This window comes from Paraglaciecola sp. G1-13 (assembly GCF_055809255.1).
Map to the genome: position 1 here is coordinate 1,814,316 of NZ_CM147903.1, position 16,194 is coordinate 1,830,509.

Annotated in this window: 11 protein-coding genes and 1 pseudogene; 5 read left to right on the forward strand and 7 right to left on the reverse strand. The window is 45.3% G+C overall.

The window, feature by feature from the left end; all coding sequences use genetic code 11:
* Positions 1 to 337 precede the first annotated feature (337 nt).
* Positions 338 to 601: pseudogene (locus AC0L6N_RS07610) on the reverse strand (hypothetical protein); the annotation flags it as partial.
* Between the two features lie 114 nt (positions 602 to 715).
* Between AC0L6N_RS07610 and AC0L6N_RS07615 the strand changes: the two are divergent.
* On the forward strand, positions 716 to 1,825 hold the full coding sequence (locus AC0L6N_RS07615; protein WP_473480241.1) for a serine hydrolase domain-containing protein: 1,110 nt from the start codon (positions 716 to 718) through the stop codon (positions 1,823 to 1,825).
* Positions 1,826 to 2,780: 955 nt separating this feature from the next.
* Entirely contained in the window at positions 2,781 to 3,119 is a 339-nt protein-coding gene (locus tag AC0L6N_RS07620) for a thioredoxin family protein (RefSeq protein ID WP_473480243.1), read from the forward strand.
* 219 nt (positions 3,120 to 3,338) lie between these two features.
* Here the strand turns inward: AC0L6N_RS07620 and AC0L6N_RS07625 are convergent, their stop codons facing one another.
* On the reverse strand, positions 3,339 to 4,130 hold the full coding sequence (locus tag AC0L6N_RS07625; protein WP_473480244.1) for an AraC family transcriptional regulator: 792 nt from the start codon (positions 4,128 to 4,130) through the stop codon (positions 3,339 to 3,341).
* Positions 4,131 to 4,188: 58 nt separating this feature from the next.
* Positions 4,189 to 4,329: a hypothetical protein gene (locus tag AC0L6N_RS07630; RefSeq protein ID WP_473480246.1), complete on the reverse strand. Its 141-nt coding sequence runs from the start codon at positions 4,327 to 4,329 to the stop codon at positions 4,189 to 4,191.
* Between the two features lie 41 nt (positions 4,330 to 4,370).
* Between AC0L6N_RS07630 and AC0L6N_RS07635 the strand changes: the two genes are divergently transcribed.
* Together AC0L6N_RS07635 and AC0L6N_RS07640 are read left to right on the forward strand one after the other, a co-directional pair.
* Positions 4,371 to 5,690: an MFS transporter gene (locus AC0L6N_RS07635; protein ID WP_473480248.1), complete on the forward strand. Its 1,320-nt coding sequence runs from the start codon at positions 4,371 to 4,373 to the stop codon at positions 5,688 to 5,690.
* Positions 5,691 to 5,967: 277 nt separating this feature from the next.
* Positions 5,968 to 7,344, forward strand: coding sequence for an NAD-dependent succinate-semialdehyde dehydrogenase (locus tag AC0L6N_RS07640; protein WP_473480250.1), 1,377 nt, complete (start codon positions 5,968 to 5,970; stop codon positions 7,342 to 7,344).
* 195 nt (positions 7,345 to 7,539) lie between these two features.
* On the opposite strand, the gene AC0L6N_RS07645 is transcribed toward AC0L6N_RS07640, so the two are convergent.
* The 4 genes from AC0L6N_RS07645 to AC0L6N_RS07660 all read right to left on the reverse strand — a co-directional run bounded on the left by AC0L6N_RS07645 (position 7,540) and on the right by AC0L6N_RS07660 (position 13,797).
* Entirely contained in the window at positions 7,540 to 10,131 is a 2,592-nt protein-coding gene (locus AC0L6N_RS07645) for a M1 family metallopeptidase (RefSeq protein ID WP_473480251.1), read from the reverse strand.
* A gap of 236 nt (positions 10,132 to 10,367) precedes the next feature.
* Positions 10,368 to 12,017 (reverse strand): long-chain-fatty-acid--CoA ligase, encoded by a 1,650-nt coding sequence (locus AC0L6N_RS07650; RefSeq protein ID WP_473480253.1) that lies wholly within the window; start codon positions 12,015 to 12,017, stop codon positions 10,368 to 10,370.
* Between the two features lie 77 nt (positions 12,018 to 12,094).
* Complete coding sequence (locus tag AC0L6N_RS07655; protein ID WP_473480255.1) at positions 12,095 to 12,862, reverse strand: SDR family NAD(P)-dependent oxidoreductase; 768 nt, start codon at positions 12,860 to 12,862, stop codon at positions 12,095 to 12,097.
* A gap of 14 nt (positions 12,863 to 12,876) precedes the next feature.
* Entirely contained in the window at positions 12,877 to 13,797 is a 921-nt protein-coding gene (locus AC0L6N_RS07660) for a haloalkane dehalogenase (protein ID WP_473480257.1), read from the reverse strand.
* A gap of 263 nt (positions 13,798 to 14,060) precedes the next feature.
* Here AC0L6N_RS07660 and AC0L6N_RS07665 point away from each other — a divergent pair, with 263 nt between their 5' ends.
* The gene (locus tag AC0L6N_RS07665) at positions 14,061 to 16,169 is read left to right on the forward strand and encodes a 3-hydroxyacyl-CoA dehydrogenase NAD-binding domain-containing protein (protein WP_473480259.1); all 2,109 of its coding nucleotides are present in this window, start codon (positions 14,061 to 14,063) and stop codon (positions 16,167 to 16,169) included.
* Positions 16,170 to 16,194 lie beyond the last annotated feature (25 nt).

A 16,194-nucleotide genomic window follows, 5' to 3' on the forward strand; every position in this document is an offset into this window, starting at 1 on the left:
GGATTATAAAATGTGCTTTATCATGTAATGAATTGTGAAAGAGAGTGTGAAAATATACATATACCCCATGCACAATAATGAGTTCCTCATGGCTCAATGCTTTGCCTCTTATAAATTTTTGAGTCAACAAGGTATCCTTGCGTAATTTGTCATAACACTTCAACACTTCAACACTTCGTTAACGGCTCAGTTAACTGCCAACGCATTATCAACACAAAGTGCCACAAGAGTCTGCTTCAAACATCCTGCCATACACCCTTAGGGCCAGCTAAAGCTGTTGTAAAATGCTCCTGACATTTTTACTGATTATTCATAACCGCACAGGCACAAATACGGTAGCCGCGCTATCGATGGTAAACACCGTTGATAAAAACAACATACGCTCTTCTACCCAACCACGGCGATGCTCGTGACTTTGACCAGAATATTTATTAATGCCGGATAAATATGACTGGCGAACGCAGCGAGAAACACAATGACAAATTTATCGGGAAAAATTTGAGCAGCTTTAGCTGGCTTCGAAGAAGTGAACGACATGGATGTTGTGAATAAAATAGGGCGTGTCGATTAAACTAATTTGGCTTTTTCGAGGTTGAGGCATTATCCATCTACCTGACAAAAATGAGACGCAAATCTAGTCTAGTTTAGCCCTGAAAATTGACCATTTTTATCATGGGTGTCATTATAACGAGCTTGTATTTAAAAAAGGATTTTCATGCTCATAAAATTACTAGGTCAGTTTCTTATTCTCGTGTGTATTAGCCATTTTTGTTTTGCAGAACAAACAAGTTTTGTATCACAAAAAATTGATAAGCATATTGGGAAATATGTTGAGGAAGAAGATTTTAAAGGGGTCGTATTAGTTGCTAAAGAAGGGAAGGTGATCTTTAAATCTGCATATGGAAATGCTGATGAAAATAATAGTATACCCAACACAGTGGATCACAAGTTCTTGATAGGTTCATTAACAAAATCATTTACCGCTGTTACCGTGATGAAATTAGTTGATAAAGGTAAATTGAATTTAACCGCCCCGATATCTACCTACATACCGAATTTACGTAAAAATATTGGCCAAGACTTAACGTTACACCTGTTACTAAAGCATCAGTCAGGTCTTCCTCAGCATTTAGAAAGACTAGCGAGTTTTGAAGATAAAGATGTTTCTTCAGACGAGATATTGGCCATTATCAATACTGCGAGTTTGGCCTTTGTGCCTGGAACACAATATCAATATTCAAATTTAAATTATCACCTAGCCGCCATTGCAATAGAGAACGTGACGGGCAAGACGTATGCTCAAGTTCTTCAAGATGAGATTTTTTCTCCCTTGAAAATGGGCAGCTCAGGCGTTGAACGTTTGAATAATGTCCCCGTTAATAGAGCAAATGGATACCGCAAAGGGTTTTTGGGTACCAACAGGGAGGAAAACATTGTGTCTTATGCGTTGGGCTCTGGGGATATTTATTCTACAGTGGATGATTTACTCACTTGGGAACAATCACTATACAACAACCAACTTTTATCAGAAAAGAGCCAAAGGTTGTTGTTTGCCGGTGAGAACAATGATTTTGGAGATTATGGCTATGGGTTTAGGGTGCAGCAATATCAAAGAGCCGCTGGCAAAAATAATGGTACCTTAACAAGACATGGCGGGTCGATGGATGGCTTTTTAACAAATTTACACCGTTATACAGATGACAAGTTGACTGTTATTATCTTAGCGAATATCCGTAACTTTCCTATCAGGAATTTAACCTTCGAGATTAAGGAAATCGCAATGGGCCTTGCCGTTGGTGATCGTAACCGAGCGGAATTTGAGTGAATTTTGATAACTAGCTTAATAAGACAAAACAGTCGTTTATTGTGCCTTCAGCACGCAAGTTAGCTGCTTTGGTTCGTGCAAGGATCCTGCTTTTAGAAAGAGAAGTGAGCACAGCCAATCGATGTTTTAATTAATTAGCCAGCGCTGCTTAATTGAGTCAGTGGTGCACCTCAACGTTATGTTCGCGCCGTGTATTAAAGTGACTTCGATGCCCTCAAAATGACGAGAAAACGATCAATTGTTTCGATAGGAAAGGGGAGCAAACTGCAAATAGAATTGAAGTTGTTGCAGGTTCAGCTTTCGCTTAGGCGATAATGGTTTTAACGACAGCGCTAGTAATCTATCATTGCTAGTCTTTCCTCAAGCTTACAAAGTCGCATTGTGAAAGCGTTACTCCCATCATGCTATATGCACTTATCCTAAGCTTATTCTAAGTTAATTCACCCAGTTTAGCGCTGAATTAAACGCACACTGGATTTCGCGCATAAGAAAATACTGAATGAGAAAAGTCGTTATGTTTTCTAAGACCAAAAAATGGTGGCATGAAAGCCCTGATTTAGCGTTGTTAAATACCCAGATTAGTGAAATGGAAAAAGAGGGGTGGGTTATTGTGTCTGTTTCAGCAAACACAAATTTTTTAGGATTTGTCTCTTCATACACAATTTTAATAGAGTCGTCTGATTGACCGCTCTCAACAAAGTATAAATAACGCATCCGCTTTAATTCATCTGCCTAGATGCCGATGATTGCTCCGGTGCTTGAACACATTCATCATTTGCTGTGTACCTGATGCGCATTTTTGTTGGGCCATATGCTGGCCATCCACATTTTAGTATCTGTGAGTACCGGATTTACGCTAACCTTCCTCATAACGAACGCACTAATAGCCGCTGTTTACAGACATCAGCAGTGCTTCACTTAGTGATGGATAAATTCATAGTAGGGAGTAAACGATATGAATGTTAAAGATATTGGATTCAACTCTGAATACGCAGAAGAGGCGTTTACCTTTGATGAAATAAACGAGCTGAACGGTGATACTTTACTGGATTTTGGTGCGCCTTGGTGCGGCCATTGTCAGGCCGCAAGGCCAGCCATAGAAGAAGTCGTTTCAGAACACGCTGGACTGCGGCATATAAAAATTTATGACGGAAAGGGGAAACCTCTGGGCCGTAAATTCAAGGTTAAACTGTGGCCGACTCTGATACTGCTGCGCTCTGGTAACGAAGTGGCTCGACTTGTTAGACCGTTAGAGGCAGATGAAATTCGCCAACTGGTATCGACACTCCGTTAAAGCGACTAGCAGGTTAGGGGTTGTAATAAGAACAGTAAAATCATAGGTTTTTACCCCACAATGATAAGTTGGATAACAGATAACGATGACCATTAGTGCCCAAAAATTCGAGTTCAAGTTCCATTTTTCGGCATGACACTGGGCGACTAGAGCAAACCGCTTTGACTAGATAAAGCACATGCTAACGGTTTGCTGAAATATTTAACCGATTTATCATGACTAATCAACTCGCTGCTTTATATATCGCTTTGGCGATTCCCCTAGAATATTTTTGAACATAGTAATAAAGGCACTGACTGAGCTGTAACCTAAGTATTCAGATACTCTTTGTACGGTCATGTTGGTCATCAGTTTTTGCACGGCAATGATCACGTGCATTTGAGCTCGCCAGTGGCCGAAGGTCATGCCTGTTTCGCGCTTTATTAGTCGTGCTAGCGTGCGTTCAGACATAGCGAAGTAGCTCGCCCATTGGGGAAGCGTTTTTCTGTCATCGGGACAAGACAAAAGCTGCTGGGCGAGCTTAGCCACCGTGGGGTGACTGGGTAAAGGTAAATTCATAGGTTGTTGGGGGGATTCACTGACGACGTCTATCAGAACCTGAGCTAATCTGTTTGTCGGGCTAAAGTGTGGGTAATGCTGATCTTGTTTGGCAAAATGACAAATCAGTTCTTTTGCCAATACGCTTAACGCGAATGTACAGGTTTTGTCAGGCATGCGCAGTTCGCTAGGTTGAATAAATACGTGGCACAGCTCAGCATGATCAGATGCGCGATTACTGTGAAGAGTGTGAGGGGGTATCCAAATTGCGCTCTGGGTTGGTACCATCCACATTTTCCCCTGTACTTCACAGGTGACATGCCCGTGCAGCGCGAGTATTAGTTGCCCCTTCGAATGGGTGTGCAGCGGCAATTCATGACTGCTACTCACCTTCTCAATACGCGCGACCACAGGCTGAGGCATCACCTCAAATTGCTGCAAATCATCCCATTGTAAAAAATTCAATAAACTCATTTGTCAGTATTTAGCTATATGTTGTCTCTATTTGTAAATTATAAGCGCTGGCGACCTTTTATAATACCCACAGTAGTACAACGCCATGCCAGCTTTGCGCCTTAGTTGAAAATAGGCGATGAAGATAGCGGCTGGGAATGTGACGACTATCGATGCAAATTAGATTGACGTTGGTGTAAGCCGCGCCTGTTTCACTCATTCAACGCTTGGCAAGAGCGCAATAAATCAAAGAGAGCAAAAGTGGGATCTATAAGCGGGTTAGGGCGGTTAATCCCCAATAAAATCGCGGCATCTTCTGTTGTGTTGATCGTAGGCATTCTTTTGGTAGCGGCAAACTTGCGCGCGCCCATTACTGGTATCGCTCCCATTCTTGAGCAGATCATTCACACTTTCACATTGAGTAGCACACAAGCCGGAATGTTAACCACTTTGCCGCTCATTGCATTCGCGGTCGCCTCGCCAATGGCTGCGTCACTCGCCCGAAAAATAGGCATTGAAAGCGCTGTATTCATCGCACTTATTTTTATAGCCGCAGGTATAGCCTTGAGGTTAATCGATTCGGTATGGATGCTTTATATTGCCACAGCGGTGATAGGCGTAGGGATCGCCATAGGCAATGTGCTATTACCAAGTTTAATTAAGCGTGACTTCCCAGCAATGGTCGCCATGATGACCTCTTGCTACGTATTGGCAATGGGCATTTTCTCTGGTGGTTTTTCCGCCCTAGTGACCCCCCTTGCCAGTATGAAATGGCTTCAGTGGCAAGGTGCGTTAGGGGTATTCGGCCTCGTTACTTTGGTCAGCATTGTGCTGTGGCTGCCTAGGTTGAAAACGAAAACTATGCCGGATGCTGCTTTAACGAACCCGACTGAGCAAACTAACGCTGGCTCTGCTGGCATTGACTCGGCTGACAGCGAACAGGCTAATGGCGCTACGGCCAATAGCGCTGCGGCCAATAGAGTGCCGCCTCATACAGCAAAACCAAGTAGAGTATGGCATTTTTCGCTGGCGTGGCAGGTGACGATTTACCTTGGTCTTAATTCCTTTATGACCTACGTATTGATTGGTTGGCTACCCAATATATTGGTTGAAGCGGGGTATTCTCAGGTCTACGCGGGCGTGCTTCACGGTTGGTTGCAGTTTGCATCGGCTGTTCCCGGTTTTGTACTCATACCTATTTTGGCGCGATTGAAAGACCAGCGTGTACCGGCTGTAGTCATATCCCTGTTAGGGGCAATTAGCTTGCTAGGCTTGTTGTATGCTCCCCAGTTTGCATTTTTGTGGACCGTGCTTGTGGGCTTTAGCTCGGGGGGATGTTTCATTTTGGGGCTGTCATTTATTAGCTTTCGCAGCCAGAACGCGCTTCAGGCCGCATCATTATCTGGCATGGCTCAGGCTTTTGGTTACTGCTTAGCCGCTGTTGGGCCGATGTTGGCTGGCTATCTTTATTCGTCTTTGGGCAATTGGTCTGGCAGTTTATGGATGTGCGCATTAGCCAGTGCATGCTGCGCGCTTGTCGGTTTAGGTTGCGGGCGAAATAGAGTACTGCCACACTTTTAATACAAAGCTGGGAAGGGGCACGCCAGCAAGGCTGGGCCTAAAGACTTTACAGTGAGGCCTTGTAACATTTACTGCCATCATTCGTTTTACGCCGTTATTGCTGTGCACTGGCTATTCAGATTTTATCAATACACATTTTATTACGTTTGCTCTAGCGCATTAATGGCGCAGCCTCGCGGCCTTCTATTAAGTTACACACTCGTGCAAAATCCTTCTTGGCGTTGCATTTGCTCCCTTGGTCCTCGACTCCACATCCATTCATTTTAGGAGAGAGATTATGTCAAACACAGTTAAAACGATTAACCCAACTACCGAAGAGCAGCTAAAAGAATACACGCTGTTATCTACCGACGAAGCGATTAAAGCTGTCGATAATGCGGATGAGGCATTCCAACAGTGGAAGCTCACCAGCAGCGAAGAACGTGCAACACTGCTAAACAAAATGGCTGATGTGATTGATGCCAATAAAGACGAGCTTGTTACCCTGATGATAGATGAAATGGGTAAAGTAAAAGAGCAGGGCTATCAAGAGGTCGAATTGTGCGCCTCAATTTGCCGCTATAGCGCAGAACAAGGGCCGGAAATACTCGCCGATGAAGAGCGCGAGTACGAGCAAGGCAAGGCGATTGTTAGTTATCGCCCAATCGGGGTGGTGCTAGGCATTCAGCCATGGAATTTCCCGTTATATCAAGTCATCCGCTACAGCGCATCTAATTTGATGGCAGGTAACGTCACTGTACTGAAGCATGCTGCTAACGTATTTGGCATGGCAGTCAAAATACAAGAGATGTACGAAGAAGCCGGTTTCCCCAAAGATGTTTACCAATCCTTGTTAATTGATGGCGAAGCAGCAAGCGAGTTGATCAAACACCCGAAAGTACGTGGTGTGTCTTTCACTGGCAGTGACGGCGTCGGTAAAAAGGTTGGCGCGTCTGCTGCTGAAAACGTGAAGATTTCGGTACTGGAACTTGGCAGTAATGACGCCTATGTGGTGTTAGATGATGCAGATATCAAAGTAGCCGTTGAAGCGTGTGCAATGGGCCGTGTTATCAATAACGGTGAAACGTGTGTATCGGCTAAACGTTTTATTGTGACACAGAAAAACTACGACGCGTTTAAAGAAGCATTTGTTGATGCTATGAAAAACATCAAAATGGATGACCCTAACCTTGAAGGCACTGACATTGGCCCCATGGCACGGAAAGACTTGCGTGACAAGTTACATGATCAAGTGACAGAATCAATCAAAGCGGGCGCGACGTGTTTAACCGGCGGTGAAGTACCAGATCGTAAAGGTTATTTCTACCCAGCCACTGTGCTTGAAAACGTTGAGCCAGGCTCACCCGCCTATGATGATGAGTTGTTCGGACCGGTCGCATCATTGATCAAAGCCAAAGACGATGAAGACGCTATGCGTATCGCGAATGACTCGCGCTATGGTTTGGGGGGCGGTATCTTTAGCCAAGACGAAGACAAAGCCATTCAGCTCGCCCGTGATGTGTTCGATACGGGCATGATCAATATCAATGGTTACGGCTTAGCGCACCCAAATCTGCCATTTGGCGGGGTAAAAGACAGCGGGTACGGTCGTGAACACGGTGGTTTTGGCATCAAAGAATTTGTCAATGTTAAAGCCATCATGGTGACACAATAAACCGCTTTTTCGATGAGAGCGTATGACAATCAAAACGATGTTGATATGCACTCACTGATGACAAAGGGATTTAAAGGGATGATAGAAGGAATTTAAAGGGTTTAAGAAGCGCAATATAAAAAGGCAGCCAGATTATTCTGGCTGCCTTTTTAGTCTCTGCTCGCCAATAGGGTATGTACCCAAGCGCGAGCCGCCTTAAAAGTAAGCAGTCGCTCCTTGCAGATACTGATTGAACGCGCCCTGATTGGCTTGTTTCAGCTTGGCACACTGCTTTGACTCATCTTGCGCTACGTCATAGCTACGGGCCATGCCATCGTATTTATCCATGTGCTTTTGATAAAAGCGCTGGGCTAAATCAATGTTGTGGTCGCTACAACTAGATGACACATATTCAGGCATACGCGCCACATGATAGGCCGGCATTTTCGCAGTCACTTGTTCCATGTTTTCATCTAACCATTGATACAATACATCCTGATCTTCTCTGGCTTGACTGGCCGTTGCAATAAACCCGAGTACATTGGCAGGGCTAACGGCATCATTTAGTGCCATATCAAGTACTTTACGCACAGTCATTGCCTCAGGGAATAACATGCCGAAGCGGATTGCGCTCTGGGTGTTAGCATCATTAGTCGCTAAATACGCCGCTTGATACTTGTCAAACCAGCGCTTGTCGCCATTAATCGCGAGGCTGCGCATAGCATTTGCGGCAATCGCTCGGCCTGTACTGGTGCTGTCATGCAGAAATTTTTCGGTGATGCGTTTGCTCTGTGCAATGACGTTGTCATTTTGAGTGTAGCGGCTAAGAAGGCCAAACACAGCATTACGCAGTCGACTCTGATCGTTGCTATCATTTTTGCCCTCAACGGTGCCTAAACGCGCAAACCAATGGCCCAATTTACTGTTTAAGAAATTAGCAAACAGGGTTTTGTTGTTGTTATCGACTAAATAGGTGAGGTCGTTCAATGACGCTACCACAGAGCGTGCAACAACAGGATCTTTGTCTGTTGCTAGGGCATCAAGTACTGCCATATGTTGGTCTAAAGTGATTTTGTCAGCGTTGAGCAAAGCATCTGAATTATACAGCAGTGATTTTTTCTCTCTGGCATTTAGCGCTTGCGTGTCTTCAAGTAGCGCATGCAATTGCGATGCAGGGATCTGCCAACGCATATAACCCATGGCATTATCGTTAGGGTAAATCCACTGGGCTGCGGCCAACTCAGGTAGATTCGTGTTGGCTTTATCTAAAAACAAGCGTGTGCGAATGATTTTGTCGTTTTTCTTGTACGTGATCGTAAGGGGCACTATCCAGGTCTGTGGGGTCACCTCGGCACCGGCTAAATGGTAACGGCTTTGGCTGATATCGCCGTTTTTAGCAAAGCTAACAAGAGGGTAAGCTGGTTGTTCTAAATACGTTTTCATCAACGCAGGCACATCAAAATCTGCGACAGTCGAGAGTACTTCCCACAAGTCATCTGCTTGGGCGTTACCCCAGGCATGTTTTTTCATGTAACTTTGCACACCTTTTTGAAACGGGGCTTCGCCCACTAACGCTTCGATCATTTGTAGAACCGACTCGCCCTTGCTGTAATTTAGGCCTAGGCCGTCCATGACATCGGTTTGGCTGCGTACCTCTTTTTTTACTGCACGTGTCGTCTGGCTAGCATCAGCTGCAAATGCACCTTCTTGCACCAGTTGCGCTTGGGTGTTTTGCTCAGGGTAAAGCGCCATGGTTATCTTGCTTTCCATCCAAGATGCAAACGCTTCGTTTAACCATAAATCGTCCCACCACGCCATGGTGACCAAATTGCCGTACCACATGTGCGCGAGCTCATGGGCGATCGTTTGGGTCGGCCCGCTTTGCTCCGTTAAACGTGGCTCATCATCAAGTAATAACAAGCTACTGCGATAGGTGACTAAGCCGGCGTTTTCCATTGCACCGTGGGTAAAGTTAGGCACGGCGATAAAGTCGAGTTTTTCGTAGGGGTAGGGCGTGCCGAAGTAATCTTCTAAGGCGTTCAGAATTTTCGGGGTTTGCGCCACCGCGAATTTTGTACGGTGGGCTTGGCCTTTGGGGGTGTAAATCCTGCCGGGCACGGATAATCCCGTGATTTCAGCTGAATCCATTTCGCCTACGGCAAAGGCGACCAAATAGCTCGGCATGGGTTTGGTCTTTTTAAATACGACGGTTTGCCACCCGTCAGCTTGGGTTCTTGATTCCACTGGGGTATTGGAAATCACCGTGTTGACCACAGGCGAAGTGATTGTCATTTTGTACGGAATTTTATAACTTGGCTCGTCAAACCCCGGAAATGCGCGGCGAGCGTGCATGTCTTCAAACTGGGTGAAAATGTAGTTTTTGCCCTCAAACGCGGATAAATACATACCGTCTGAGGTGGTATTTACCTTGCCGGTAAATTGCATATGCAACTGATAGGTTTTGGCGGGCAATACGTCTGGCGCCTTACCGAGCTGTATATCATAGGCTTGGCTTTCGATCGACAACGGGATATGCCGCGCGCCGTCAATTATCTCGGCTTTATGCACGTCTAAATCACGTTGATAAAAGCGCACTTCATCGGTGGCCTTCTCTATTGTCACTGTGATGGTGGTTTCACCGCTAAAGGTCGCTTGGTTTGGATCGATCTTCAACATAATTTGTTGAAAGCTAGGTGTTACGTTATTGCCTAGGCGATAGGCCTCTTTATCGTCGTGCCCTTCGCTGGCAAACGCCTGTGTCATTAAAAACATGCTAAAGGCGGCTAGGCATCGTTGCATCAAACTCATAGTAAATCCCTGTTATTAATTGTTTTTAACTAAATGCAATGGCTTAGTGTGTTAAGCGCTTTGACTGCATTTGTTTGACGCGCAGATTAGGTGAAAACGGCAAAAATGCAACTAACAAAAAGTTAATACTTGTTTCGAAGAATAAGACGATGAGAACAGATGAGGAAAGCAAAAAGGCTCATTGCTGAGCCTTTTTACGTGATGGTGACATTGAATTTCTAAAATAGATTCAAAAATTAACCCGCTTCAGGAAACTCATAATCTTCGAAGGATTTACGCAGTGCCAGCTTGTTCAATTTACCTGTGGCAGTGTGGGGCAGTTCATCTACAAATACCACATCATCAGGCAAAGACCATTTATGCAATTTGTCGGTTAGGAAACTCAATATTTCAGCACTTGTGGCCTGTGAATCTGGGTTACGTACTGCAATCAATAACGGGCGTTCTGTCCACTTAGGATGATAACGACCAATGGCCGCAGCTTCTGCGATAGCTGGATGGCCAACGGCTGCATTTTCAATATCGATAGAGCTTACCCATTCGCCGCCAGATTTAATCACGTCTTTGGTGCGATCGGTAATTTGCATATACCCATCGGCATTAATTGTTGCTACGTCACCGGTATCAAACCAGCCTTTATCATCTACCGGGCAGCCTTCTTCGCCCGGTGTTTGCGACATGCCGTAATAGCCACTTATCACCCATGGGCCTCGAACTTTTAAGGCGCCAAACGCGACACCATCCCAAGGTAATTCGTTGTTGTCTTCATCGACGATACGCATTTCGATACCAAATACACCGCGGCCCTGCAGGGTTTGTAAGTCAGTGATTTGCTCATCTGTGTAGTCTTCCATACCGGGTTGTAAACCAAAGAATGTTCCCAGAGGGCTTGTCTCTGTCATACCCCAACCCTGATACACCATAGTGTCATGGTTGTCTTTGAAACGCTCAATGATGGCGCGAGGACAAGCCGCGCCGCCTACCGTTACTCGGCTAAGAGAAGGTATTTTTTTACCACTTTTATCTAAATAGGTCAGTAGAGCCAACCATATAGTGGGTACACCAGAACTAAACGTGACTTTCTCAGTTTCAATCAGGTCGTGGAGTGTCTCGCCATCACCCATTTTAGGACCAGGCATCACCAATTTAGCACCAGTCATAATGGTAGCGTAGGGTAAACCCCAGGCATTGACGTGAAACATGGGGACCACTGGTAACACGGTTTCTCGACCTGATGCATTAGTTACATCAGGTAGCGCCCCGGCATAAGCGTGCAGTAATGTTGAACGATGGCTGTACACCACGCCTTTAGGGTTACCTGTGGTGCCTGATGTGTAACACATCCCGCTGGCGGTGTTTTCATCAAACTCAGGCCATGTAAAATCACTAGACTGGTCAGCAATGAGTTCTTCATAGCAAAACACATTTTCAAGCGTGGTATCAGGCATATTGGCTTTACTGGTCAACACGATAAACGCTTCTACTTTGGGCAGATGAGGGGCAAGGGCCTCGACTAATGGCATGACCAATACGTCAACAAAAATGAATCTGTCTTCTGCGTGATTAATGATGTAGTTAACCTGCTCTGGAAACAATTTAGGGTTGATGGTGTGGCACACCATACCACTGCCTGACACGGCGTAATAAAGCTCCAAGTGGCGGTAGTCGTTCCATGCTAGCGTGCCGATGCGATCTCCAAACTTAGCACCCAATGACGCAAGCGCGTTGGCTAACTTACGGGTACGCGTCGCTAAATCTTTGTAGGTATAACGGTGGCGCGGATTGTCAGAGGTAACAGAGACGATTTCACGCTTTGGATAGTTCCTCTCAGCGTGTTTTAAAATGTTTGAAATCATCAACTGTGAGTTCATCATTAGAGCTTGCATTTACGGTTCCTTATTCACATCAAAGGGCAATTAGATTGCCCCTTTTAATACATTAGTTAATAGCTAGTTTTTCGTTACTACCAAGCAGTCACACCACCATCAAGGGCGATAGATTGACCTGTCATGTAGGTGTTGCCGGGTGAAAGCACTAATAGCATGGCGTTAACAATTTCTTGGGGCGTAGCAAGGCGCTTCATCGGGCAACCTACTGCTAATTGATTAATGCCTTCTTGCGATATTTCACCGTCAATATTCAATATATTGGTTGGAGTATAGAAAGGACATATTGAGTTTGCGCGGATACCTTTGCGTGCATATTCAATCGCCGCCGTTTTGGTTAACCCGATAACCGCGTGTTTTGCTGCTGAGTAAGCAGCGCCTTTCGGTGCACCACCCAGACCAGCAAGTGAACTCACGTTTAGAATATGACCGCTACCTTGTTTAAGCATGACTTCAATTTGGTACTTCATGCCGAACATAACGCCTTTGACGTTCACGTCCATTTGTTTGTCCATGGTCGCTTCATCAAGGGTGTGCATAGGTGCCATGCTGTGAGCGATGCCTGCGTTGTTGACGCCAATGTCCACTCGACCAAATTTGTCCATCGCGCTGTCAACCATGGCTTTGCAATCAGCTTCTTTTGATACATCGCAATGCTGCGCGACAATGCTATCTGCAAATTCACTCAGGCCTTCAACTGTTTCGGCTAAACCTTTTGGGTCGATATCGCTGATCACCAACTTACAACCACGCTCAGCTAACCCTTTTGACAATAAACGACCGAAGCCACTGCCTGCACCCGTAATTAATGCCACTTGACCGCTAAAATCTAATAATGAATCCATGTTGATACTCGCTTTTAATCTGTTGAAATGGGGTTGTCGTTAATAAATTGCAGTAATACTTTCGCTAACTGCTGTGGTTGATCTTCTTGCAAAAAATGCCCGCCCTGCGTGATCGTGGTGTGAGACTGACCTTGAGTGCCAGGGATCAGTTTTTGCATTATTTTATCGCCGCCAGCGGTAACCGGGTCGCTATCGCTGAACGCCGTGATAAAAGGCTTGTTAAATTGCTGTAGAACTTGCCACGCTTTGCGATTGTTCTGCGTTTGTGGGTCGTCTGTTGTCGCAGGCACCAATAAAGGGAATTGGCGCACGCCTGCTTTGTGCTCTTCAGTAGGAAAGGGCGCATCGTAAGCGTTTAGTACGTCAGTGGTTAACGCTGTCACTGTGGCGCCTTTTATAATCCCTGCAACCGGAAATTCAGGTACTTCTTGAGAAAAAGCGCGCCACTTCATAAAGGCTTCACCTGGGGGATGATCGCCGGTGGGTAGCATAGTGTTTGCTGCTAATACACGTGCAAACAACTCTGGGTGCTCAGCCACTAAACGCAACCCGAGCAAGCCGCCCCAATCTTGGCAGACTAATGTGACTTGCTTTAAATTAAGTTGTGTAAGAATGTTACGGATCCAATCGAGATGCCGCTGGTAGGTATAGTCGCAGCGCTGGGTGGGTTTATCAGAACGTCCAAAACCAATTAAGTCAGGAGCAATGACCCGATAGCCTTTATCGGCAATGGGTTTGATCATATCTCTGTATAAATAACTCCACGATGGTTCACCATGAAGCATTAAGACCACTTCACCTTCTTTGCTACCTTCATCTAGGTAGTGCATGCGTAAGTTGCCGCCTTCAAAATCGTCTACTTCTATATAATGAGGCGCGAACGAGTAACCCGACAAACCTTCGAAACAGTCGTCTGAGGTGCGTAAATATTGCATTAATGACTTCCTAACGTTGTGCAAATAACGGTGTGTAAGTGCTTTGTTAATTTTGTAAACGGAGTATTAGAAAATCATTTGGCTCATCAAAAGTCAACTCGCCTAAATTAATGCAGAAGTATGAATTTAATGAATAATATGTGGCAGTTGAATTTTTCTACGTTATTACCTCTAATTATTAATCAATATAAAACCAATAAATTTGGATGATTCAACTCCCTGACCTAGTATTCGTTTACTAATTTATCTGGTAAGAGGTGTTTATGAGTCAAGCAGTGATAGCTGAAGTACAAGGAAATGTCGCGGTTTTGTATATGCAGAGCCCACCGGTTAATGCGTTATCTAAGTCAGTTCGTGTTGGCTTAATTGAAAACATTAACCAAGCGCTGGACAACGATCAGGTCGAAGCGATTGTAATCTCATCTAAGTTAGCATTGTTTTCTGGCGGTGCTGATATCAGTGAATTTTCTGGCGGTAATTTAGAGCCGCATCTACCTACCGTTTTAGATGTTATCGAAAATGCAAGTAAGCCAGTTATTGCCGTACTCAATGGCCCTGCTTTTGGTGGTGGTCTAGAAGTGGCGCTTTCATGTCATTATCGCGTTACGTTTGCCAGTAACAAGGTTGGCTTGCCAGAAGTGAATTTAGGTATATTACCTGGCGCGGGCGGTACTCAGCGCCTTCCTCGTTTAGCAGGCGTGGCAAAAGCACTCGATATGATAGTGTCGGGACGCCCAGAAAAAGCCAGCAAGTTAGCAGGTGTATTTGACTTAATAGTTGAAGACCCAACAAACTTACTCAGTGAAGCAATGGCATTTGTCCAAAAGGTGGTTGCTGAGGGTGCGAAGGTGCGCAAAACCTCTGATGTGGCTATTGATAAAGCTAGCGCGCCTGATGAGCTATTTGCTCAATATCGTCAAGGCCTTAAAAAGCAAGCTCGCGGATTTTTTGCCCCTGAGCGTTGTATCCAAGCTGTTGAAGCATCTGTTTCGTTGCCATTTGAACAAGGCTTGGTGCGTGAAAGTGAATTGTTCATGGAATGCATGGGCTCAAAAGAAGCTCGCGCACAGCAGCACTTTTTCTTTGCAGAGCGCGCGGCTGCTCACGTGAGCGATTACGACAAATCCACACCTACCCGTGATATCAAAAAGGTCGGCATTATTGGCGCAGGCACCATGGGCGGCGGTATCGCTATGAACTTCGCCAATGCTGGTATACCGGTCATCATGCTTGAACTTAAGCAAGAGGCATTGGACAAGGGCCTTGCGCTTATTCGTAAGAACTACGAAAACTCCGCTAAGAAAGGCAAGCTTACCCAACAAGCTGTTGAAGAGCGCATGGCGTTATTGCAAGGCTCAACTGAATACGAAGCACTAAGCGACGTAGATTTAGTTATTGAAGCCGTGTTCGAAAAGATGTCAGTCAAAAAAGAAGTATTCGGTGCACTGGATAAAGTATGTAAGAAAGGCGCCATACTCGCTTCAAACACCTCTACTTTAGATGTCAACGAAATTGCGGCGTCTACATCACGTCCTGAAGATGTGATTGGTTTGCACTTCTTTAGCCCAGCTAACGTGATGAAACTGCTTGAAGTCGTCAAAGCAGAAAAAACCTCTGCAGACGTAATCAAAACCTGTATGCAGATGGCAAAGAAAATCAATAAAGTCGCTGTGCTGGTTGGTGTTTGTTTCGGCTTTGTGGGTAACCGCATGATCGAACCGTACGGCCGTGAAGCCGCTCGCTTAATGCTTGAAGGGGCTACACCGCAGCAAATCGACAAAGTGATTTACGACTTTGGTTTGCCTATGGGCCCATTCACCATGGGAGACATGGCAGGCTTAGACATCGGTTTTTACGTACGCGAATCACGACGTGAGTTTATTGCCCATGATCCGAGTTACTGTGTTGTATCTGACCGCTTGGTAAAACAAGGTCGTGTGGGTCTTAAATCTGGTCGCGGTGCTTATATGTATGAGCCGGGTAACAGAATGCCGATCCCTGACCCTGAAGTGGTTGAAATGGCAAAAGAAGAGGCCGCACGTTTAGGCATTGCCCAACGTGACATCTCAGACCAAGAAATTCTAGAGCGCATTATCTTCCCTTTGATTAACGAAGGTGCATTGATTTTGGAAGAAGGTATTGCCGCTAAATCAAGCGATATCGATGTTATTTATGTTTATGGTTACGGCTTCCCGGTTTACCGCGGCGGTCCTATGCAATACGCAGATGAAATTGGCTTGAAAAAAGTTTATGACGCGATGTGTAAATATCGCGATGAATTAGGTGAGTACGGCGGCCACTGGTTTGAACCAGCTCCGTTGTTGAAACAACTGGCTGAGCAAGGCAAACGCTTTGCAGATTTCAAACAGTAACACCTACTTAACCGATTAAATAGAG

Excerpts from the sequence above, each read along its gene's own strand:
- AC0L6N_RS07645 (WP_473480251.1), bottom strand. The coding sequence starts at position 10,131 with ATGAGTTTGATGCAACGATGCCTAGCCGCCTTTAGCATGTTTTTAATG.
- AC0L6N_RS07625 (WP_473480244.1), bottom strand. The coding sequence starts at position 4,130 with ATGAGTTTATTGAATTTTTTACAATGGGATGATTTGCAGCAATTTGAG.
- AC0L6N_RS07640 (WP_473480250.1), top strand. The coding sequence starts at position 5,968 with ATGTCAAACACAGTTAAAACGATTAACCCAACTACCGAAGAGCAGCTA.
- AC0L6N_RS07615 (WP_473480241.1), top strand. The coding sequence starts at position 716 with ATGCTCATAAAATTACTAGGTCAGTTTCTTATTCTCGTGTGTATTAGC.
- AC0L6N_RS07630 (WP_473480246.1), bottom strand. The coding sequence starts at position 4,329 with ATGAGTGAAACAGGCGCGGCTTACACCAACGTCAATCTAATTTGCATC.
- AC0L6N_RS07660 (WP_473480257.1), bottom strand. The coding sequence starts at position 13,797 with ATGCAATATTTACGCACCTCAGACGACTGTTTCGAAGGTTTGTCGGGT.
- AC0L6N_RS07650 (WP_473480253.1), bottom strand. The coding sequence starts at position 12,017 with ATGCAAGCTCTAATGATGAACTCACAGTTGATGATTTCAAACATTTTA.
- AC0L6N_RS07655 (WP_473480255.1), bottom strand. The coding sequence starts at position 12,862 with ATGGATTCATTATTAGATTTTAGCGGTCAAGTGGCATTAATTACGGGT.
- AC0L6N_RS07620 (WP_473480243.1), top strand. The coding sequence starts at position 2,781 with ATGAATGTTAAAGATATTGGATTCAACTCTGAATACGCAGAAGAGGCG.
- AC0L6N_RS07665 (WP_473480259.1), top strand. The coding sequence starts at position 14,061 with ATGAGTCAAGCAGTGATAGCTGAAGTACAAGGAAATGTCGCGGTTTTG.